The organism is Paenibacillus sp. DMB5, assembly GCF_001517085.1.
GTDB lineage: Bacteria > Bacillota > Bacilli > Paenibacillales > Paenibacillaceae > Paenibacillus_AQ.
In genome coordinates this window covers 1-20623 of sequence record NZ_LRAC01000151.1, presented here as the reverse complement: position 1 = coordinate 20623, position 20623 = coordinate 1, and the positions used below count along the sequence as shown (strand labels likewise).

Below are 20623 nucleotides of genomic sequence, written 5' to 3'. Positions count from 1 at the left end.
GATGCTCAGTTTTGTCAAGATGATTATCCGGGGATTTGCCGAACATCGTCTTTTGTTGGCTGTATTTCTGATCACGAGTGTCACCGAAATTGTCTATGCAGCGGCTGCTCCACTGAGCTTGCAGTACCTCGTGGATGATGCATTTGCCCCAAAAGATTTGCAGGTCTTCCTTATGATCCTTTTAATCCTGCTTACAGGCGGCCTGCTGAGTCTCGTTGCGGCCCAGGCCGGGGATTATTCGCTTAGCAGATTGGCCGGCGGGGTAATCCGGCGGATGCGGGCTGAACTATTCGTCCAGTTGCAGCGACAATCCTCCCCCTTCTATGAGCGCTACCGTACCGGTGATCTAATCAGCCGTTTTATTGGAGACATGTCGTCGATTGAACAGGTGATCCGTATCTCTTGTCCTCTGCTATTACGTGAAGTCGGCAGTACGCTGCTTGGTATCATTCTTCTATTCTCCATCGAATGGAAGCTTACACTTGCCGTTTTGGCCGGATCTTTGCTCATGTTCATTGCTCCAAGACTGCTGCTGGGACAAGCGGAAAAAGCCAACAGGAGTTATAAAGAAGCGCAGGAACGCTTCTCCAATGCAATAGATGAAGCGGTCAGAGGACAACAGACCATCCGCAGCCTCCACCAGCAGGGTAATATAGGGAAGAGAGCAGACCAGTATATTGGAGAACTGTTCCTGACCGGAACGGGATTACATAGAATAAATTCTCTTATGGAGCGGCTGCCGCAGGCATCCTTACTTATGCTGAACGGGATTATGATCATCTTAGGCGGATATTTCATCTTTCACGACGAAATGACCATCGGAGGCTTTATGGCGTTTTTCACCCTGTTTATGAGTGTAGGACAAGCTGTAAGCAATCTGTCGTTTCTGATTCCTAATCTGATTGATTCTAGAGTCAGTTTCACCCGGATCGGCGAAATTATGGATCTCAAGCCCGATTTTCCAGAGCCCGTACGCCCGGTTGTATTACCTTCTTCAGGGTTAAGCGTGGAAATGGACGGGGTGACGTTCGGATATACAGAAGGATCCGGGGAATTGCAAAAAGTCAGCCTGTCCGTTCCTTCAGGCAGTTATGTAGCATTGGTAGGACTAAGCGGATCAGGCAAGAGTACCGCCCTGCGGCTGCTTGCCCGGTTTTATGATCCCAAGGAGGGTGTGGTAAGGATTGGCGGGACAGATCTTCGTAAAGTCAGTGAAGCTTCCCTGCGCAAGGAACTGACACTGGTAACCCAGAATACGTATCTCTTCCAGGCAAGCATCCGGGAGAATCTGCTGCTGGACCGCAGCGGCGTTTCCGAGGAAATCATGTACGAAGCAGCCCGTGCAGCCCGGATTCATGAGACGATTATGGCTTTGCCTGAAGGGTACGACACCTGGATCCCCGGTGAAGGCGGACCTCTGTCCGGCGGACAGCGCCAGCGGCTAGCACTGGCAAGAGCTTTATTGAGAAGGCCTCAGGTGCTGCTGCTGGACGAAATCACTTCTGGGCTGGATGCCGCAACCGAAGCGGACATCAGCCGGCTGCTGCTGGAGCTGCGCGGACAGATGACCCTTATATCGGTTACCCACCGGCTCGCTTCCACCATGAATGCGGACAAGATTTATGTGTTTCATGAAGGAGAGATTGTTGAGTCGGGAACACATGCCGAACTGCTCCAGCTAAGCGGGATTTATAGGGAGTTATGGGAAAAGCAGCACGGATTCCGCCAGAACAGGCATAGAATCAACAAATATAAACTCAAGATGACTATAAAGGGGATTCGGTCATGACCACTACCTGTGCACGCTGCACCACCGATGAGGATTATGCAAAAGTCAGTTCTTTTCTGATTGAACACAGACATGATCTGCACCTTTCCTACATGACCATGGATATGGTAACCCTTCTATATAACTATATTACAGAGGGTCATCTGCTTCAGATCACAAACGACGAAGGACGTGTACTGGGAGCGTGTGCTTATTATCACGGAACTCCTGAGCATAATTTCCTGGATAAGGAAACCGTACTTTTTGACTTCACCGTATTTGATCAGGCTGTCCGCGGGACAAGGCTTTTTCTGAAGGGGCTGAAGTATCTGGTGAACACCATTCGCACAGAACATCCGGAGGTCCGGGAAATACGAATGGTTGCTTTTGCTGATAATGCGTATGTCTGTAATTTGTATACCAAATTTAACACCTCCAGCTATGCCAGAGAAGGCGTGTTAGGCGAAGAAATTATTTTTTGTACAGATATAGATTATTTGTGGACAAGACTCCAAAAATTTGATAGATTAAATTTGAAATAGCGCAGAAATATATGGAAAAGAGGAGGAAATAGACATGGTACCTATTCCACCAAGTGTAAAAGAGGTCAAAAAAGGCAGCGGCTTTGGTAAAATTGTCAGAGTCAATGATTCGCTCAGAGTCCTGGTTAAGTAATGCCGTTTTTTATCCGCCCCTGTAATCTGGAGATGGATACCACAGCTTATATCCAGTATTTGATCAAACATCAAGCCGATTTGAATCTGCCTTATTCTTTTGCTGCCAAGCTGAGCTTCTTCAGCAGTCCGATCTCTATGGGCAGAGCAGTTCTGATGTTTGAGGACGAGCCTTACGGTATAGTGGGTGCAGCCGGATTTGTCTACGGTACCGGGGCCAACGATTACGAGGACAGGAATATTTGTCATGTAGAGGTGGCTTTCATACAGGAAGAATACCGCAGCACGCCGCTGTTCATGCTCATGCTGAATGGTCTTCTTGCTGAAATGAAGGCTGGCAACCCCGGGGTAAGCAGGGTCCAGTTCTGGATTCCCGCATATCAAGAGCAGCTGGAGAAATTGTGTGCACGATTTGCTGCTTGGCCCTGCTCCGTCAAGAGCACAGGCGTCAGCGGTGATCAACACCTGTCTTTCTATTCTTTTTCCTTTGCCAAATTGGAAGAGTATTGTAGCAGATTTCATTTCGCCAATACATAATCTTACCACGAAAGACTGTCCGCAGGGGTAAAGCGCCTGTGAGACAGTCTTTTCGGTTCAAGAACATCCGGCTTATCCAGCACCTACGCGCCAAGTCCGTATTAAAGCCGCTGCCTGCTGAGCTGAATTTCATTCCCGGCCATGACGATGCAACTCCCCGGCCATTATTGATTTAACACTTACAATACATACTCCCGCAGTACTGTTCAGCTATATTTACCATAGTCTTTAATGACTACTTTGGTATGACATCTTACTTCTAATTTGCCTTTTAGTCTTATGGTGGGCCCGCCTCCCCCTACACCGTCCCCCGCTCAATAATCTCATAATCCAGCTTGCGGTATACAGGCTGTCTGTTCCCTGTGCGAATCTGCTCGTGGATGATGCGGAAGGCGGCGGCACCCATATCGTAGAGATGGTTGTCGATCGTGGAGATGTCGAGCAGCCGGCCGATCGGCTGGTTGTCAAAGCCCAGCACAGCGATATCCTCCGGAATACGCAGCCCGTGCTTGCGCGCTTCGATAATGAGTCCCGCTGCGACATGGTCGCCGGTAACAATGAACACCTCGGGCCGTTCCTCCATCTGAAGCAGCGAACGGGCAACCGCCGCCCCGCTCTCCTCTGTCATGCAGTCGAACACCATCCATTCCTGGCGGAAGGGCAGCTGATGCTCAGCCAAAAAAGCGTGAAACGCCGTCTGCCGGATGGATGCGCTGCTGCCGTTCTGCCGGCCCTCGCAATAACCGATTTTGCGGTAGCCCTTGTCTTTCAGATATTCGAGTCCATGCCGAAAGGCCGCATAATGCTCAATATAAACTGACGAAAACCGCCGCTTCCCGTTATCCTGGCAGGTCACAACAGGTCCATACTCCATATACTCTTCAATGACCTCCGGCTGCAGTGCCGTAGATACAATAACCACACCGTCAATCTCTTTGTTGCGCAGCATCTCAAGTACCTTCAGCTCCTCATCGGGAGCATAATTGCTCTGGCAGAGGATTAGCCGGTACTGCGCGAGCAGCGCCTCATGGGCCAGCCCGTCCATTACCACCGAGAAATAAAACAAATTGATATACGGCAGAATGACCGCGACCGTCCCCGTCCGCCCGGTGCTCAGATGCACCGCATTCATATTCCGCGCATAGTTCAGCTGCTCTATCGTCTGGAGCACAGCAGATCTCTTGGACTCGCTCACATAGGGATGATTGTTCAGCACCCGGGACACAGTGGTTACAGAAACGCCCGCGATCCGGGCAATTTCCTTGATATTGGCCATCAGCGCAGCTTCCTCCTGAAATTAGGCATCTAGTGGTTTTATTTTACCACACCGCTTCCCGAAATTTTGTATTGTAAAAAGCTTGCTATGGAACGCATTTCATACGCTACACTGAAACTGTAACAGCTTACCGGATTAAACCGGCGTGACCGCAAGGGCGTGACGGACCGGTTAAGTTACGCATTTCCGCCGAAATAGAGGCGGTTTTTTTATTACAGCAACAAAGAAACCTCCCCTCATCCAGCGGGATGACAGAAGGCTTAAATGTTTCATTTTGGCATGACGCTGGAGATACGTTTTGAAGCCATAACTATTGCCGTGACAGCAGGTTCGTCTGCAGGCAGCTATTCCCGTTTCTTCCCGACTGCACCAAGATAGATTACGAACTCTTCTTCGCCGTCTAATCCCAGAATCTCATCAATCAGCTTTTGATCGTAGATCCCGATTGCGCAAGCCCCTGCACCGATAGATTCACTGGATAAATAAAGGTTCTGGCATACATGCCCAACATCGATGAGGATTTTTTTGTGGGCTGAAATATCATACTTCCATTCGGAGCGGTAGGGCGTTGTGCTCCACGCAAACAGTACAGCGGCTTTCCTGGCGAAATTAGGGACAAACGGCTGGTCTAAAGTAATAGCGTCAACCTGCTGTTCCATCTGTTCCAGTTCAAACATAAATAAGAGCTTATGCTCGGAAGGCATGTACCTGTAAATCCCCTCTTGTACACCCTCCACCCGCATAATCAGTAAATAGGTTTCAAAGGTGTGCGTCGCCCCGCTGCAGGGGACTGTCCGCAAGGTTAGCCCATTCTTGTTCATGCCCGTAATCCCCTGGGTAGCCCATAATAAATAGGACAGCTCCTCAAGGCTTAGCTTTTCCGCAGAATAGAATCTCGTACTTCTTCTCTGATCTATGCAATCAAACATATTTTCCTTGCTTAAAACATCTCTGCTGACTTTCGGCAAATCAATGATCTGCGAGTCCGGATCAAAAGGCTTAACAACAGGCGGCTGGGCCACTCCTTTGATCTTGTCTGTTTTTATATGCTTGAATTCATGAAAATTGGATTTAAGAAATTGCCTTTGCTGCTCGTATCTTGCCATAACGGACCCTCCTGAATGACTTTGGTGACTTAAATTTATCATGTTATATAAAATAGTTTGTGACGGTAATCACAATCTTTGCAATGCATTCAATTCTGTTACCCTCAAATTCCCAGCAGTTCCCAGAACAACAAAAAACCTCCCCTCATCCGCAGGATAAAAGGAGGCTTAAACGTGTCACTGCAGCGCAGCCAGGCCAGCTATATTTTCAGCTCCCCAAGCTTGATCAGCTCGACAACCGCTTGCGAACGGCCTTTGACGTTTAATTTTTGCATGACGTTGGAGATGTGGTTGCGGACCGTTTTTTCACTAATAAATAACAATCCCGCAATATCCCGTGTAGTTTTGTCTTGCACGAGGAGCTCGAATACTTCGCGCTCACGATGCGTTAACAGAAATTTGCTGTGATGATCGTTCCCCTTCAATGGTGTCACCCCTCCTTGCCCTGGGTTTGTTTGGTATAACAAGGTAAAGGGATACAGTCAAAACATACTATGTATGCGCAATGTCAATGGTGCTGTTACTGACCCAAATTGGGCGGTGGCAAATGTCCCGTAAGGGACAGGCTGAGCATGAATGATGCCGCAAATGGCCGGCGCCTTACGTCACACCATCCCAGTATGCTTTTTTAACAATAATAAAGTATTTATTATCACTACTTTTTTATTGTAATTCAATAAATAATGTGATAAGTTATTATCAAAATTACTCATAAGTGAGGGGCTTGTTATGGAACGTGGATCAACACTTTTTTTGAAGGCGGCGCTTATTCTTATCAGTATACCTGTGCTGGCCTTGTGTATCTTTGCGGTGCCGGAGATAGCGGAGTTTGCAGCTGAATTGTATCCGGATCATGCTTATCTGAAGGTTCTTGTCCTGCTCGATTTATATGCATCGGTGCTCCCCTTCTACTTCGCGCTGTATCAGGCGTTCAAGCTGTTAAGCTACATCGACCGGAACAAGGCGTTCTCGGAGCTGTCCGTGCGGGCCCTAAAGCTGATCAAGTACTGTGCCCTGGCCTTCAGCGGAGTGTATGTGCTGGGAATGCCGCTCTTTTATCTGCTGGCGGAGAGGGATGATGCTCCGGGGATTATCGTTATCGGGATGGTGCTGATTTTTGCCGGGATGGTGATTGCCTTCTTTGCTGCCGTTCTCCAGAAGCTGCTTAAAGATGCGATTGAACTAAAATCAGAGATTGACCTGACGGTCTGAGGTGACGACAATGGCGATAATCGTAAACATTGATGTGATGCTGGCTAAGCGGAAAATGAGCGTAACCGAGCTGTCGGAGCGGGTGGGCATTACGATGGCCAACCTGTCCATTCTCAAGAATGGCAAAGCCAAGGCGGTGCGGCTCTCCACTCTGGAGGCGATATGCAAGGCCCTTGACTGCCAGCCCGGAGATTTACTTGAGTATAGAAGTGACGATAAGACCCAGTGATAGACACAAATAAAAGACCGCAGCTCCGGAGGCTTTCCAGGTTTGCGGTCTTTTGCTGTTACAGGATACTTGCGTAATCTTTATCTATCTGCTGAAGCCGGTATCAGTGGTAAATAATAGACTTGATCCGGGATTGTTCCTCATAAGTAAGCGGGCTAACCGGCTGCGGTGTGTGCAGATGACGCTGTACGGTATACTCCATGTTCAGGTAGTCTTCCTCCCCGGATGCTGCCTCCGGCTGCCAAAATCCAATGACCCGGTTCTTAAGTTCCTTCAGTACTTCCAGCATTGCATTCATCCTCCTCGAGCGATGAAATCATAATGTGAATCCCTTTTTGGTTACGCTTTCATTATAACATATTTTACGTCCGTGTCCACTGGTAAAAGACATTATTTAACGGATTTTATCCGGTAATATGCTAATTTTAAAGGTTTTTGTTCTCTATGCGAGGATTACTGTTCTTATGGAGAGGACATTTTTTTATAGTGTAAAAATCGTGTGCCTGTGCGCAAAATAAACCTTGTAAACGGTCAACCGGAAGTGCCGGTTCCTCCCTCTTACCGCCGGGCATATGAACAACAGCCGGGAACTTAAAGTCCTGCTTGCATCCTGAGACAATATGTTTTATTCTGAATATGAAAATAATTTTCTTTTAAACAACTATATTCATAAAAATAATTTCAGTAATTAAATTCAATTTGAGAACATGATACAGAAAAGAAGGTGGAGCTAATGTCTCCTATACTGCATGCCCTGGAGCATGAGCAGGCAAGCTTCTCCCTGATGGAGCGCAGGCTGGCGGACCGTATTTTATCCTCCCCCAGTGAGATCGTTCATATGGGAATCACGGAGCTGGCTGAACAGTGCGGGGTTAGTCCCGCTACCATTACGCGTTTTTGCAAGGTACTGCATTTCAAGGGCTTTCCCGATTTCAAAGTCAAGCTGGCGGCAGAGATTGCCCATGGCGACATCTCCCCGCAGGACGGCGGCTCCTCTTATCAGGATATTGTCGCCGGCAACCCGCTGTCCGTTATCGTTGAAGCGATGCAGGCCAATCACCTGACCTCAATCCGGGACACCACTTCACTGCTTGATCTGGAGCGGCTGCAGAGTGCGGTTGATCTGCTCTGCAATGCCCGCCGTGTGGATCTGTACGGGATGGCCACCTCTTCGATTGTCGCTCAGGATTTCTATCAGAAGCTGGTGCGCATAGGGGTGAATTGCACTGCTTTTGCCGATTCGCATATGCAGATTACTTCCGCTTCCTCACTCGCCAGGGGTGATGTGGCTTTTGCCGTCTCCTATTCCGGGGAAACACCGGAGACGATTGATGCCTTAAGCTGTGCCAAGGCCAGCGGCGCTTCTACCATTTCGCTTACTTCATACGGCAGCAGCACATTGGCTGCACTGGCCGACATTCCTTTGTTCTCCTCCTCACTGGAGCAGGGCATGCGCCGGGGCGATATGGCTTCACGGATCGCGCAGCTGCATATCATTGATATTCTGTTCACCGGCATGGTCAGCACCCGGTTCGGGGACTTCATCCCCAAGCTGGAGCAGTCTTATCTGAACGTCCAACACTACCGACATAAACGGGGAGGTCAATCTTAATGAACATCCTTAAATTCAAGACCCAGGAAGATTTCGCGGAAACCGGTGCCAATCTGATCGTCAGCCTGCTGCAGAGCAATCCCAGAGCCGTGCTCGGCCTTGCTACCGGCAGCTCTCCGGTCACTGTCTATGCCAGACTGGTCGAGATGCACCGCAAGGGGCTGGTCAGCTTTGCCAAAGCATCCTCTTACAATCTGGATGAGTATGTAGGCTTGCCTGTAGACCATCCCCAGAGCTACCGCAGCTTCATGAACGAGCACCTGTTCAACCATGTCGATATCGACCCTGCCCGTACTCATGTGCCTAACGGCAATGCGCCGGATCTTGCTGCCGAATGTCTGGCTTATGACCGGATGCTGGAGGATAACGGCCCGGTTGACCTGCAGATTCTCGGCATCGGGAGCAACGGCCACATCGGCTTCAATGAGCCGGATGCCAGCCTCAGCAGCGGAACACATGTAGTGGATCTGCTTGAAGAAACCCGGGAAGCCAATGCCCGCTTCTTCGACAAGCTGGAGGATGTGCCCCGCCAGGCGGTGACCATGGGTATCGGCGGCATCCTCAAAGCACGGCAGATTGTTCTGCTGGTGCGCGGCGAAGAGAAGGCAGAAGCGGTCCGTAACGCACTGGAAGGTCCGATAACGACCCAGTGCCCGGCCTCACTCCTGCAGAGTCATCCGAATGTTGTCGTTCTGCTGGATGAAGGAGCTGCCAAATGGCTGAAATCATGACAGAAACAGAATTCTCCGGACAGCTGCTCTATGGCAAGGTACTGACGCCGGCCGGCCTGATAGCAGATGGCGTCGTTGCCGTCTCAGGAGAACAGATTCATTACGCAGGTGAAGCCGCCTGGCTGCCTGACGCCTATGCTGAATGGCCGGCTAACGGTCAAGGACAGGGCGGCCTGCTGATTCCCGGATTCGTCGATGTGCATGTTCACGGAGGAGCCGGATACGACTTCATGTACAGTGACAGCCGTGCGCTGGATACGATTACCCGCTTCCATGCCTCCCAGGGAACCACTACAATGCTGGCGACTACGATGACCGCGGCCAAGCCGGAGATCGACCGGGTGCTGGCGGAGGTGGACGCCTACCGCACAGCCGGGATGCCTTACGCCCGGTTAGCCGGTGTCCATCTGGAGGGGCCGTTCATCAGCCAGAAATGGCCGGGTGCGCAGAACCCCGAGCACATCGTCCCGGCCAATATCGGATGGCTGGAGGCATGGGAGGAGCAGTATCCAGGGCTGATCCGCCAGGTAACGCTGGCGCCGGAACGCGAAGGAGCGCTGGAAGCCATCTCCTGGCTGCGCAAGCATGGCATAACAGCTGCCTTGGGACATACTAATGCCACCTTCGAGGAGGTTATCGCCGCTGCTGATGCCGGGCTGAACCAGGCAGTGCATATGTATAACGCGATGACGCCGCTGCATCACCGCAAGCCCGGAACAGCCGGAGCGGTCATGTTCGACGACCGGATCCGGGCGGAGATCATTGCCGACGGCATCCATGTCCATCCCGCAGCGATCCGGATCGTAACCCGGCTTAAAAATAAAGCCAATCTGCTGCTGATTACCGACGCGATGTCAGCAACCGGTCTGGACGACGGTGAATATATGATCGGCGATCTGCCCGTCATGGTCAGCGGCGGCGTAGCTACCCTGAAGGAGCATCCCGAGTCGCTGGCCGGAAGCACCCTGACCATGATCCGCGGCTTCCGCTATCTGGTTCAGGAAGTCGGGCTTAGTCTGCAGGAGGCCTCACAGGCAGCCAGCCTTACGCCGGCTATATCGCTGGGGCTGCAGCGCACCATCGGTACGCTGGAGGCCGGCAAACGCGGCGACATCCTGCGGCTCGATGACCAGCTTAATCTGCACGGGGTATGGATTAACGGCCGTGTGATTACAGCCGCTATAGATTAAATACGCAGCGGTCTCCGGTTCTTTACGGGGGCCGCTGTTCTGCTTATTATGCGGCATACGGCATACCTAGCCCCAGGCCTAAGCTCAACCAGTACAGCACCATACTACTCCATATCACATCACACGGCATCCACATGCGCCACATCACACAGCACCACGTCATACCGCACACATCACACCGCAACACAGGTAACTTTAACTGCATTTGAGAGACTGTCGATTAATTCCGCTACTCCTTGTCTCAGACCAATTTTCTTTTAAGAGTTCAAGGAACGAACTACTTAAATGGCTCTAAATCGATCAGTTAAACAATGCACGCTCAAGATCATTAATCGACAGTCTCTTTGATACAACTAAAATGCCTATTTTACTTATCAATCCCCATATAGCTGTATTCTGTACACTGAAACAAGAGTTATAACCCTTTTTGAGCAATTTCAGCAATCACCATGCAAAAAAAGGAATGCCCGCAGACTATGTCTGTAGAACATTCCTTAGTTAGGGGATACCTCTAAATCCGCTCATTTAGCCTCACCGGCCGAAATCAAAGGCATTTATGCCCTTCATTTCGCTTATTTAGCAAGAAAATAGAAACGGATACAATCTCCCCGGATTAAACTCCCTACTACTGTAAAGAATACAACAGAACATGTACTTATCCTTTGCCCTGAGATAACGATAATCCGGTTACTTCTATGCCAGTCCGGCAGGACTGCTGAGCATAGGAATGAACCGGCTGTGCAGCGGACCTCTTTCTTGTCCGCGTACAGCCGGTTACTTTTAGGCCAAAGCAGTTACGTTCGATTCGCTTTTGCAGTTACTTTCCGCTTTTGCAGCGGCCTTAATACCCGCTGCGCGTTGGGAAGATACGCTCCACCATTGTGCCGAATTCTTTCGCAAAACCCTTCAGCGGGTGGCCCGCACGGGCTTCCCGGGCATAATAGTCAGCCCGCTCCACGAAGTCGGGATTGGCTGACACGTAGACGTTTTGGATAGACGGATTAACCTTTTTGACCTCAGCGGCAATCCGGTCCTTCATGTCGCTGGTGACATCATCATCATTGCTGTTCATCCGGTAATTGTTATTAGGCGCACCGCTGCGGATTCCGATTCCGCTGCCCATGCTGTCGTCAATATCCCGCTTCATCCGGGTTCCGTCCGTGTAATTGCTGCCGGACATGATACCGTTTCCTCCGTTACCCGGATAAGCCTGTGGAGCCGTCATGCCGGTTCCCCCAGCCGTTCCAGTGCCCGTCAGGCTCTTGGGAACTCCGTCCATGGAGCCTCCCATACCTGTTACACCTGGTGTACCGGTTACACTGCCCCGGCCGCCGGTTCTATTCCCGTTATCCATGCCGCCTGCTCCGCCTGCCGTATGACCGTTATCCATACCGCCCATACTGCCGGTGCGCGGCAGTATGCCGGAAGCATTGCCGGCGTCATAGCTGTAAGAACGATAACTGCGGATGCCGATGTTACCCTGGGTGCCGATGTTACGCGGCTTGCCGTTGGTCTCATCAAGCTTGACGGCAACATAGGCGCTTCTTCCGGCCAGCATGACATTGGCTGTGCTTACCTCCGGCATGGCCGAGACATGCTCAGCGAGCTCCTGGCTCATCTCCATTTTGTCATAGGTATTGCCCTGCACCGCATTCGTCTGAATCCGGCCGCCGTTATTTCCTTTTACGCTGTTTGTATGCACATTGTTACTGTCTGCGGAATCATTTGCTCCGCAGCCGGTAAGACTGATCATCCCCAGCAGCAAAGCCGTGGATACAACTGATGCGCTGACTTTTGACCGTAACATAAATCAACCTCCGCCTCTACAATATAATGAATGCAGCTTAACAAGACTTAGCTTGACCCGCAGCAAAGCGTGCTATCCTGAAAGGATTTGGCACAGGCTGCCCGCATACTGTCACATGCCGGGGAACCTTCGCGTATCCTATAGACAGTAGGGCTCCGCAAGGTGAACTCAGGAGGGTTGAGCATGAAGGTATTATTTACGTTTTATGTACCCAGCGGCGGGGTCGAGACCCTGAACAAACTGCGGTGCGAAAGTCTGCAGCGCGAAGGCATCGAATGCCATGTTCTATATCTCATGCCGGGTTCCTCGCAGCAGAATCAGAGCAAATTCCCGGTATTTATCGCTTCGGGAGATGAAGAAATCCGCGCATTGCTTTTTACCGAGCACTACGATGCGATTATTGTAACCTCTGACTACCTGCTGCTGGAACGCCTGCGGCGGCTTGGATACGGCGGTATTCTGATCTACGAGTCCCAAGGGCTCGGGAAACGTGAAGATGCGAAGAATATGATTATAGAAGCGGTTCCATATTTGCGTTCCTATTGTAATGCGGTACTGATTCCGCCTACAGACCATCTGGTGGAATATTTCATTTCGATTTGCCCCTGGCTGCACCGCTATATCATACCCAACATCGTAGATGTCCAGACTTTCCGTTTCGTTCCCGGAGAAACGCCGCATGACCCGGTCATTGCCTGGGTCGGCCGGCTGGAGAGCAACAAGAACTGGCGCGAATATCTGCAGATTGCCAAGGACATCCGCAGCAGCAAGCCCAATTTGCACCTCTGGATGTTTCATGATCCGCAGCTTGCCAGCGAGGAGCAGAAGCAGCTTTTTAATGAAGAACTGTATCGGCTGGGATTAAATGACCGGCTGGTGGTCTTCACGAATATCCCTAATCACGTGATGCCTGTATACTATTCGTCCATAGCTGCTTCCGGCGGGTTTCTGCTGTCTACGTCGATAACAGAAGGATTCGGTTATGCGGTAGCTGAAGCAGTATGCTGTACCTGTCCCGTACTTAGTACCGATTCTGACGGTGTCCGTTCTTTTATCGTCCATAATTACTCCGGCAAGTTCTATCCGCTGGGCAATGTAGGAATTGCAGTACAGGAAGGCCTGGAGCTGATGAATAATCTGGAGCTGCGGGACAACATCCGCTCCCAAGGCAGAAACCATATGGAGGTCCGGTTCGGCTCTGAGCGTTATGCCCACTCGTTCCGTGAAATGCTGAACTCCTTTTCGATTTTCTAGGTGCATGAAGCCAGGCAAAAGAACCTTCAGGATCCCGGTGCCGCCACCGGGCCTGAAGGTTCTTTTTAGTTGCGGGCGACAATATCGTACAGCTCCGCCTGAAAAATCTCCATGCTTCGCTCCCAGGTGAACCTCCGGGAATCAAGCTCTCCCCGGCGGGCAATTCGTTCACGAAGCTCCTTATCCCTTATCAAAGTGACGATATCCTGTGCCAGCCGGTTCTCAAAACGGTAGGACATCAGACAGTTATGCTGGTGTATGCCATACTCCAGATTGCCTCCGGAATAGACTGTAGCCAGTGCCGCCCCGCAGCGCATCGCTTCAAGACCGGGCAGTGAGCCGGTATCAAAGGTGCTGGAGCTGACAAAAATATCGCTCTCATTATAATGGTAGCACAGCTCTATATCATTTGAAGGTGTACGCGTATGGTAGCGGGTGTCGGCCAGAATGGCCTGCAGTGCAGCCGAATCGGCATATTCACCCGGCGGTGTAATCAGATAGATCTGGACCTCGGGATGCAGCTCCTTTACCGTATTAAGCTCCTGCAAAAGATAATCCTGCTCCCTGTGCCCGGAGAATCCTCCTTCCGGCTTACGCAGAATCGCGGATACGACGAGACTCCTTCCCGGTACGTCACGCATCTGCATATTGTGGAAATCTCCGTTCACGCCAACCGGTACAATTCTCCCTTTAATGCCATGGTTGATCCGTACAATCTCCTGCTGCCAGCGCGACAGCACCATGAGGTTACGGGTAATGCTGTAGGAGGCAAATGACTGGTTATTGTCGGGCAGAAAAGTCGGTTCATAGCAGAGCGCAAGCCTGACATGTATGCCTTTTCCCTGCTCGCTCGCCCGCTGGGCCGCCTGCACAGTTGTATAGTAATTGGAAACAATAACGTCTCCATAAGGAAAATCATGCTCAGTCAGGTTGACGGCAGACGAGTGGACCACCTGGCAATGCATCTCGTATTCCACAGTGCCTCCCGCAGGCATAAGCACGACCACGTCATGCCCTGTTCCGCTAAGGCGGTTGACCAATTCGGCCAGCATCCGCTGTGCGCCCCCCCTGGACAGTCAGAACCGGAAATATCAGCCTCACGGCCATCCCTCCTTTCTAAGCAGCTTGGCAAGAGCACCGTTATGCTTGGCCTGTACCATCTTAATTTCCCTGCTCTGCGCTTCGTTGTGAATAATGGAGCCCATCGCCTGATGTACCCGGTAGTCCAGCAGGGGCTCTTTAATGTAAGACCAGCTGTAATGAGGCAGAATCCGCAGCCACAGATCATAGTCCTGGGTATAGAGGAAGCTTTCATTAAACAGCCCAACTGCCCGGAAAATGTCCATATGGAGCAGAACAGAGCTGCCATTAACCGGACAGCCCGTCATCATCGTCTTGATCAGCTCACGCCTGTCGGGAAAAGGTACACTGATTACTTCGGATACCCGTTCGCTCCGTTCATTGATGTAATAATAGGCAGTATGGTTAAAAAGAGTCCCTGTGCTGCGCATCTCCTGCAGCTGCCGCTCAATCTTGTGCGGGTGAAACCGGTCATCCGCGCTTAACCAGGCAAAATAAGCTCCGCTGGCTGCCTTAATCCCCATATTGAGCGCCGATCCGGTACCTCCGTTTCCTTTGCGGATATAGATAATTTTGTCCCTGTAGGGGTTAAGCTTATCGGTGTACAGGGAAGAACCGTCGTCAACCACAATCAGCTCAATATCAGAGTAGCTCTGGGCCAGCACGCTTTCTACCGCCTCATCAATATAAGGACAATTGTAAAAAGGGATTACCACCGATACCTTAGAGCTATGGTTCATACGCTCACCTCCTTCCCGAAGTATGGTTAGACCGTTTTACAGGCCAGCAGGGCATCCAGCGGCGCGTGATCTTCCCCGAACGCTTCCCGGAAGGCCGGATTCTCCGCATGATGGTATCCTTTCAGCACAGTCACCGAGTAGCCGAGCTTCATGAAGTCCTCAGGCTCCCAACCGCTCCAGTGCCGCTGGTAATACTCGCCGTGCAGATGAAAATGATCCGTCCCTTCCTGCGGAAAAAATCCGCGCGGCGTAAAGACCACTACACGGTTCGAGGCAATGATCTCCGCTTTGCGGAGCAGCTCTTTTCCTTCGTCCATTGTAAAATGCTCCAGCGAATCAATCAGCGTCACTGCCGAGAACGTTCCCGGCAGAAACAGCTTGTCGATATGACTGGCATTGGCATGGATCGGGATAATACAGGGCGAAGTATATTTACGGTGCAGCAGATAGGGCCGGTGAATATCCAGGCCGATTACTACAGCAGCTTCATAGCGTTCCAGCAGCGCCCCGGTCCCGCTGCCGACATCCAGAATGCTGTCGGAAAATTTCAGCTGCTCAAGCAACACCGGCAGGAAGTCCTTCACTTGAATTTCCCGGTACATAGGCTTCCCTCCCCCATAAGTTCTTGGCGGCGGCTGCGCGGTCAGCCGCCCATAGAGGCAATCAGTCCGCGCAGCATACCGTTATAGCGGGCATTGGTCGCTGCAGCCTCTGCCATAATGACATCGTAATGCTTCAGGGTACCCATCCCGCTGTGGCGCCGGTAAGCTGTTAAGGGCTGGTTCAGCATCACCGGGGGGTAGCCGTTCAGAATCGCCCGGAACCACAGGTCGTAATCATGTGTGTAAGGCAGAGACTCATTAAACAAGCCGATGGCGCCGAACAGCTCACGTTTGAACATAACCGTACAGCCATTGATGGGATTGCCCTGCAGGAAGCACCGCAGGTATTCCAGATGATTCGGAAAGACGGGCGAACCGTTCATCTCCGTCAATTGCGATTCCCCGTTAATAAAATGGAAGTTGGTATAGGTGATCAGCAGGCGGTTCTGCTCCATGAAGAGCACCTGATTGTTTATTTTGTCATGGTAAAACATATCGTCTGAGCTCAGCCAGGCCACATAATCACCGGTAGCATGCAGAATCGCGTGATTCAGGGCGGAGGCTGTTCCCCCGTTGGCTTTGCCCAGATAGTGAATTTTGTGCAGATAAGGGGCAATCCGGTCCGTGTGAACATAAGAGCCGTCATCGACTACGATAATCTCATAGGGCTGCCAGGATTGGGATAAGGCGCTTTGCAGCGCCTGCTCGATATAAGGACAATTATAGAACGGGATAATGACCGAAACCTTCGGACGATTCATGACAACCTTCCTTCCCTGCCGGAGCGGCAATAATCCACAATCTCTTTCAGCGAGCGCTCAAGGCTGATTTCAGGCTTCCAGCCGAGTGCTGCAGCATTCTCCACTGCTTCGTCCAGAGCATCCGCTTCCGCTGCCCCGGCCGGATCCGGCGCCTGCCCGGGGGCATCCGGTCCCCAGTCCATCGGAACCGGAGCTTTGGCGTGAGCCAGCAGCTTAACGGAAATATCGCCTAGCGTCCGCTGTGTTCCCGAGTCGATCCGGTAGACGGTGCCTTCTGTACCGCTGCGGAGAATATAATCGTAAGCCCGCACAGCATCGCGTACATCCAGGAAGTCGCGCAGCGCCTGCCGTGATGACAGCCGGAAGGCCTGCGGCGCATCAGCTCCGCCTGCCGCTGCAGCTTCGCTGCGCACAATATGCTGCGCCAGCAGGGTGCAGAAGCCGGTGGAAGGGCCGGGGCCGATCAGGTTGCAGGGCTCCGCCAGCAGTACCGGCTGCTTGAACAGGGTCCCCCAGGCAAGGGACACCAGCTCCTCCAGTGTTTTGCTGAGGCTGTAGGGATGGGGCGGACCGGCAGCGGTTCCCGGACGGTACTTCAGCCGGGAGCCCGCAACCAGAATCCGTCCTGCCGGCCGGGCGCGGAGCGCTTCCAGCAGATACAGCGTCGCCATCACATTGGTCTCCATGTAGAGCAGCGGATCCCGCCATGATTCCGGGACGGAGTTGCGGCCGGCCAGATGCAGCACCTCATCCGGCTCCGCCTCGGCAACCATGGCTGCCACAGCACTGCGGTCGCTCAGATCACATACCTGCTGCTTTACCCCTTCCGGCCAGATGAGGGCTGCCGGAGGGCGGCGCACCACAGCAGTAACCTCTGCCCCGGCGGCATGGAAGTAACGGACAGCATGTGCTCCGGTAAAGCCTGCAGCTCCGGTAATCAGCAGCCTGCGCGCCTTCATGTGTACATCGCTGACTGTTTCATCCAGTCAGCCAGTTCTCTGAGCATTACAGGATATGCCGGCAATTCAAAATGAACATCGGCTCTTGTACTCACCAGTGTCCGGTCCTGGACATGCGCGGATTCGGGAATAATCTCAACATCGTTCTTATCGAAGGCCTGCTGCATATGGCGCAGCAGCTCATATTTGCTGAGCGGCTGCGGATGGGCCAGATGAATGAGGCCGGAAACCGGGGAATCCAGCATCTGCTCTACCGCTTTGGCCAGCTCAAGCGTCGTGACCCCGTTCCACATCACCCGTTCATAGCCGGACACGGGCCCCTTCTGGGCCATGAACCATTCCATCAGCCCGATGCCGCCGGCACGGATTTCCGGGCCGATGATCGAGGTGCGGATGGTCAGATGACCGGGGGCGCGGACTTCACCAAGGCTTTTGGTGATGGCATAGACCGAGGTGCCGTCGGCAGCATCCTCTTCCGTGTAACCGCCGCGTGTTCCTTCGAACACGCAGTCGGTGCTGATATGGATCAGCCGGGCTCCCGCGGCATCTGCAGCACGGCGCAGCCGGTGCGGCAAAAAGCCGTTCACATGATAAGCCGTAACCCGGTCACGCTCGGCAAAATGATTAAGGACACCCATTGCATTAATAATGCAATGGGGTGATACCATTTCAATCAGCTTCTCAACGCCGGCAATATCGTCGGCATCGACATACAGCCCGCCAAGATCACTCTTATCCCGGGTTGTATGGAAGACATGATGTGTGCCCTGGCGGCGAAAATACGCCGCCAGCATATGACCCGCCATACCGTTTCCGCCGAGGATAAGCAGCTTCATTGCAGGAACCCTCCCCGGATCAGGATGCTCTTGATCTCCTCCTGATCCATCAGGTTATTCTCCGAGCTGAAGCTGTTGAAGGAGACATGCGGATAGCTCTTGTAGTGGGCCTTCAGCTCAGGCATATCCAGCGTCGGGAGAATGACCAGGTACTGCTCATCGTAGACAACGGTCGTCAGGCTCTCGAAATCACTCATCAGAATTTCGTGGATTTTCTCTCCCGGCCGGATGCCTGCCTCGATGATGCTGACATCGGTTCTTCCGGAGGCTTCAATCAGCACTTCCGCCAGATCGACGATCTTGCAGGTCGGCATGGTCATGACGAAGATTTCGCCGCCGAGGCTGACTTCCGAAGCTTTGAACAGCAGGGTGATCGCATCGCGCAGGGTGAAGAAGAAGCGGGTCATTTTCATATCGGTAATGCGGACCTGGCCCTTATCCTTGATCTGCTTCATGAAGAGATGAACGACACTGCCGTTCGTTCCCAGCACATTGCCGCCTCGCACGGTTACGAACCGGGTACGGGAGCCGAGCAGATTGGCGTAGACGAACAGCTTTTCGCCGATGGCCTTGGTCATGCCGTAGAAGTTGGACGGATTGGCCGCTTTGTCGGTGGAGATATAGATCGCTTTTTCCACATTGTTGGCGATGGCCGCTTCGATGACGTTCTGGGTACCGACCACGTTGGTCTTCAGCGCTTCATACGGCTGATCCTCACAGACCGGAACATGCTTCAGCGCCGCCAGATGGAACACATAATCCACGCCGCGGCAGGCGGCGACCAGCGCCTCCTTGTCACGGATATCCCCGATTACGAAGCTGAGGCGGTTATCTTCAAATTCGCGGCTCATTGCCACCTGTGCAGATTCACTGCGGGAGAAGACGATGATCTCGTTGGGATTTTGCGGCAGCAGCTGCCGGATAAGCTCATGCCCCCAGGAACCGGTGCCGCCGGTGACCAGAATCCGTTTATTATTAAACATGCAGGTTCCCTCCAAGCAAAAATTTGACTACCTTGGCCGAGACATCCGGGGTCAAATAGCCCTCCGGTGCCTCCCATTTCGGACTCAGCGACGTCATCAGCCGGACACTGCGCAGAATGCTGTTCTGCTCCACTCCCGACACTACATTGCTTCCGCAATCCACCGTCTCCGGACGTTCTGTCGTCCGGCGGATCGTTACGGTTGGCACTCCCATCAGGCAGCATTCCTCCTGGACGGTTCCGCTGTCGGTGATCGCACAGAGGGCATGCTGCTCCAGATGGACGAAATCAAAAAATCCGAAAGGCTCATGGAATTCCACCAGCGGGTTCATGGTCAGCGGGAACTTCTCCGTCAGCTTGGAACGGGTACGGGGATGAATGCTGCAGATCAGGCGGAGGCCGAACTGCTCAGCGACGAGATTAAGCCCTGACATGATCTGAACCAGCGACTCAGGATCATCCACATTCTCCGCCCGGTGGGCTGTAACGAGGAAGTACTGGCCGGAGGTCAGTGCCAGCCTGGATAAAATATCACTGCTGCCGATCTGCTCCTGATAGTGCGTAATCACTTCATGAATCGGGTTGCCGGTGAGCACGATACGCTGACTCGGGAAGCCCTCGCTGACCAGATGGCGTTTGCTCTGCTGCGTATATGGCATATTAATGGTGGAAACCGCATCGATGACACGGCGGTTTTTCTCTTCGGGCACTTTCAGGTCATAACAGCGGTTGCCCGCTTCCATGTGGACTACCGGAATGCCCATCCGCTCGGCGAGAATAGCGCACAGCGCACTGTTCGTATCGCCAAGCAGCAGCACCCGGTCCGGCTGCTCCTTCAGCAGAATGCCCTCCAGACTGCCGAACATGGCAGCCAGCTGGCCGCCCAGTCCCGCCTGCTTATCCTGCAGCACATAATCCGGTGCCCGCAGTCCAAGCTCTGCGAAGAACACTCCGCTGAGGCTGGCCGTGAAATTCTGGCCGGTATGCACCAGCACATGCCGCTCCGCATGCTTATCCAGCAGCGGTATGATCACACTGAGCCGGATAATTTCGGGCCGTGTGCCCAAAATCGTCATGATCTTCATGGGTTCACTCCCTTTGATGTTGACCCTGCTGATGCTGTATTCAGGCAGGGTGGTATTGATGCCGGCGAGGGGCGGTGCGCCCCGCGGAAGGCAGAGGCCGGCGAGGGGCGGTGCGCCTCGCGCAAGGCAGAGGCCGGCGAGAGGCGGTGCGCCTCGCGAAAAGCAGAGCCCCGGCGCACGCG

22 protein-coding genes are annotated in these 20623 nt (G+C 52.6%); 9 read left to right on the top strand and 13 right to left on the bottom strand.

The window, feature by feature from the left end; genetic code table 11:
- The first annotated feature begins 1 nt into the window (after nt 1).
- The 3 genes from AWJ19_RS27135 to AWJ19_RS27125 all read left to right on the top strand — a co-directional run bounded on the left by AWJ19_RS27135 (nt 2) and on the right by AWJ19_RS27125 (nt 2979).
- Nucleotides 2–1789 carry an ABC transporter ATP-binding protein gene (locus AWJ19_RS27135; protein ID WP_068728328.1) on the top strand — a complete coding sequence of 596 codons (1788 nt, stop codon included), beginning with the start codon at nt 2–4 and terminating at the stop codon, nt 1787–1789.
- Nucleotides 1786–2310 (top strand): hypothetical protein, encoded by a 525-nt coding sequence (locus tag AWJ19_RS27130; protein WP_068728327.1) that lies wholly within the window; start codon nt 1786–1788, stop codon nt 2308–2310. Before AWJ19_RS27135 ends, AWJ19_RS27130 begins: the two co-directional genes overlap by 4 nt.
- A 132-nt stretch (nt 2311–2442) precedes the next feature.
- Nucleotides 2443–2979 carry a hypothetical protein gene (locus tag AWJ19_RS27125; protein ID WP_068728326.1) on the top strand — a complete coding sequence of 179 codons (537 nt, stop codon included), beginning with the start codon at nt 2443–2445 and terminating at the stop codon, nt 2977–2979.
- 298 nt (nt 2980–3277) lie between these two features.
- Here AWJ19_RS27125 and AWJ19_RS27120 read toward each other — a convergent pair whose 3' ends face one another.
- From AWJ19_RS27120 to AWJ19_RS27110, 3 genes are all read right to left on the bottom strand, one after another.
- A complete protein-coding gene (locus tag AWJ19_RS27120) occupies nt 3278–4255 on the bottom strand; it encodes a LacI family DNA-binding transcriptional regulator (RefSeq protein WP_068728325.1) in 978 nt (325 codons plus the stop codon).
- Nucleotides 4256–4599: 344 nt separating this feature from the next.
- Nucleotides 4600–5361 carry a SagB/ThcOx family dehydrogenase gene (locus AWJ19_RS27115; protein ID WP_068728324.1) on the bottom strand — a complete coding sequence of 254 codons (762 nt, stop codon included), beginning with the start codon at nt 5359–5361 and terminating at the stop codon, nt 4600–4602.
- 200 nt (nt 5362–5561) lie between these two features.
- Complete coding sequence (locus AWJ19_RS27110; protein WP_039876697.1) at nt 5562–5786, bottom strand: helix-turn-helix transcriptional regulator; 225 nt, start codon at nt 5784–5786, stop codon at nt 5562–5564.
- Between the two features lie 304 nt (nt 5787–6090).
- On the opposite strand from AWJ19_RS27110, the gene AWJ19_RS27105 reads away from it, so the two are divergent.
- A complete protein-coding gene (locus AWJ19_RS27105; RefSeq protein ID WP_068728323.1) occupies nt 6091–6573 on the top strand; it encodes a DUF2975 domain-containing protein in 483 nt (160 codons plus the stop codon).
- 10 nt (nt 6574–6583) lie between these two features.
- A complete protein-coding gene (locus AWJ19_RS27100) occupies nt 6584–6802 on the top strand; it encodes a helix-turn-helix transcriptional regulator (protein WP_068728322.1) in 219 nt (72 codons plus the stop codon).
- Nucleotides 6803–6905: 103 nt separating this feature from the next.
- Here the strand turns inward: AWJ19_RS27100 and AWJ19_RS27095 are convergent, their stop codons facing one another.
- Nucleotides 6906–7091, bottom strand: coding sequence for a hypothetical protein (locus AWJ19_RS27095; RefSeq protein ID WP_068728321.1), 186 nt, complete (start codon nt 7089–7091; stop codon nt 6906–6908).
- Between the two features lie 444 nt (nt 7092–7535).
- Between AWJ19_RS27095 and AWJ19_RS27090 the strand changes: the two genes are divergently transcribed.
- Genes AWJ19_RS27090 through nagA form a run of 3 tightly spaced genes read left to right on the top strand, consistent with a single transcriptional unit; the run spans nt 7536 to nt 10335 of the window.
- Nucleotides 7536–8414, top strand: coding sequence for a MurR/RpiR family transcriptional regulator (locus AWJ19_RS27090; RefSeq protein WP_068728320.1), 879 nt, complete (start codon nt 7536–7538; stop codon nt 8412–8414).
- On the top strand, nt 8414–9145 hold the full coding sequence (gene nagB / locus AWJ19_RS27085) for a glucosamine-6-phosphate deaminase (protein WP_068728319.1): 732 nt from the start codon (nt 8414–8416) through the stop codon (nt 9143–9145). The genes AWJ19_RS27090 and nagB overlap by 1 nt, the downstream gene beginning before the upstream one ends.
- Nucleotides 9130–10335 carry an N-acetylglucosamine-6-phosphate deacetylase gene (gene nagA / locus AWJ19_RS27080; protein WP_128083712.1) on the top strand — a complete coding sequence of 402 codons (1206 nt, stop codon included), beginning with the start codon at nt 9130–9132 and terminating at the stop codon, nt 10333–10335. The genes nagB and nagA overlap by 16 nt, the downstream gene beginning before the upstream one ends.
- An 841-nt stretch (nt 10336–11176) precedes the next feature.
- Here the strand turns inward: nagA and AWJ19_RS27075 are convergent.
- Entirely contained in the window at nt 11177–12142 is a 966-nt protein-coding gene (locus tag AWJ19_RS27075; RefSeq protein WP_068728318.1) for a YhcN/YlaJ family sporulation lipoprotein, read from the bottom strand.
- Nucleotides 12143–12325: 183 nt separating this feature from the next.
- Here AWJ19_RS27075 and AWJ19_RS27070 point away from each other — a divergent pair, with 183 nt between their 5' ends.
- Nucleotides 12326–13396 carry a glycosyltransferase family 4 protein gene (locus tag AWJ19_RS27070; RefSeq protein WP_068728317.1) on the top strand — a complete coding sequence of 357 codons (1071 nt, stop codon included), beginning with the start codon at nt 12326–12328 and terminating at the stop codon, nt 13394–13396.
- A 65-nt stretch (nt 13397–13461) separates the two neighbouring features.
- Here AWJ19_RS27070 and AWJ19_RS27065 read toward each other — a convergent pair whose 3' ends face one another.
- The 8 genes from AWJ19_RS27065 to wecB are packed head-to-tail and all read right to left on the bottom strand — an operon-like array spanning nt 13462 to nt 20441.
- Nucleotides 13462–14448 carry a glycosyltransferase family 4 protein gene (locus AWJ19_RS27065; protein ID WP_082708149.1) on the bottom strand — a complete coding sequence of 329 codons (987 nt, stop codon included), beginning with the start codon at nt 14446–14448 and terminating at the stop codon, nt 13462–13464.
- A 45-nt stretch (nt 14449–14493) separates the two neighbouring features.
- Nucleotides 14494–15216 (bottom strand): glycosyltransferase, encoded by a 723-nt coding sequence (locus tag AWJ19_RS27060; protein ID WP_068728316.1) that lies wholly within the window; start codon nt 15214–15216, stop codon nt 14494–14496.
- A gap of 26 nt (nt 15217–15242) precedes the next feature.
- Nucleotides 15243–15818, bottom strand: a complete 576-nt coding sequence (locus AWJ19_RS27055; protein ID WP_068728315.1) for a class I SAM-dependent methyltransferase — start codon at nt 15816–15818, stop codon at nt 15243–15245.
- Between the two features lie 41 nt (nt 15819–15859).
- On the bottom strand, nt 15860–16579 hold the full coding sequence (locus AWJ19_RS27050) for a glycosyltransferase (RefSeq protein WP_068728314.1): 720 nt from the start codon (nt 16577–16579) through the stop codon (nt 15860–15862).
- Nucleotides 16576–17538 (bottom strand): NAD(P)-dependent oxidoreductase, encoded by a 963-nt coding sequence (locus AWJ19_RS27045; RefSeq protein ID WP_128083711.1) that lies wholly within the window; start codon nt 17536–17538, stop codon nt 16576–16578. Before AWJ19_RS27045 ends, AWJ19_RS27050 begins: the two co-directional genes overlap by 4 nt.
- A complete protein-coding gene (locus AWJ19_RS27040) occupies nt 17535–18374 on the bottom strand; it encodes an SDR family oxidoreductase (RefSeq protein ID WP_068728312.1) in 840 nt (279 codons plus the stop codon). Before AWJ19_RS27040 ends, AWJ19_RS27045 begins: the two co-directional genes overlap by 4 nt.
- Nucleotides 18371–19357 carry a polysaccharide biosynthesis protein gene (locus AWJ19_RS27035; RefSeq protein WP_068728311.1) on the bottom strand — a complete coding sequence of 329 codons (987 nt, stop codon included), beginning with the start codon at nt 19355–19357 and terminating at the stop codon, nt 18371–18373. The genes AWJ19_RS27040 and AWJ19_RS27035 overlap by 4 nt, the downstream gene beginning before the upstream one ends.
- Nucleotides 19350–20441, bottom strand: coding sequence for a UDP-N-acetylglucosamine 2-epimerase (non-hydrolyzing) (wecB, locus tag AWJ19_RS27030; protein ID WP_068728310.1), 1092 nt, complete (start codon nt 20439–20441; stop codon nt 19350–19352). Before wecB ends, AWJ19_RS27035 begins: the two co-directional genes overlap by 8 nt.
- Nucleotides 20442–20623: the final 182 nt, after the last annotated feature.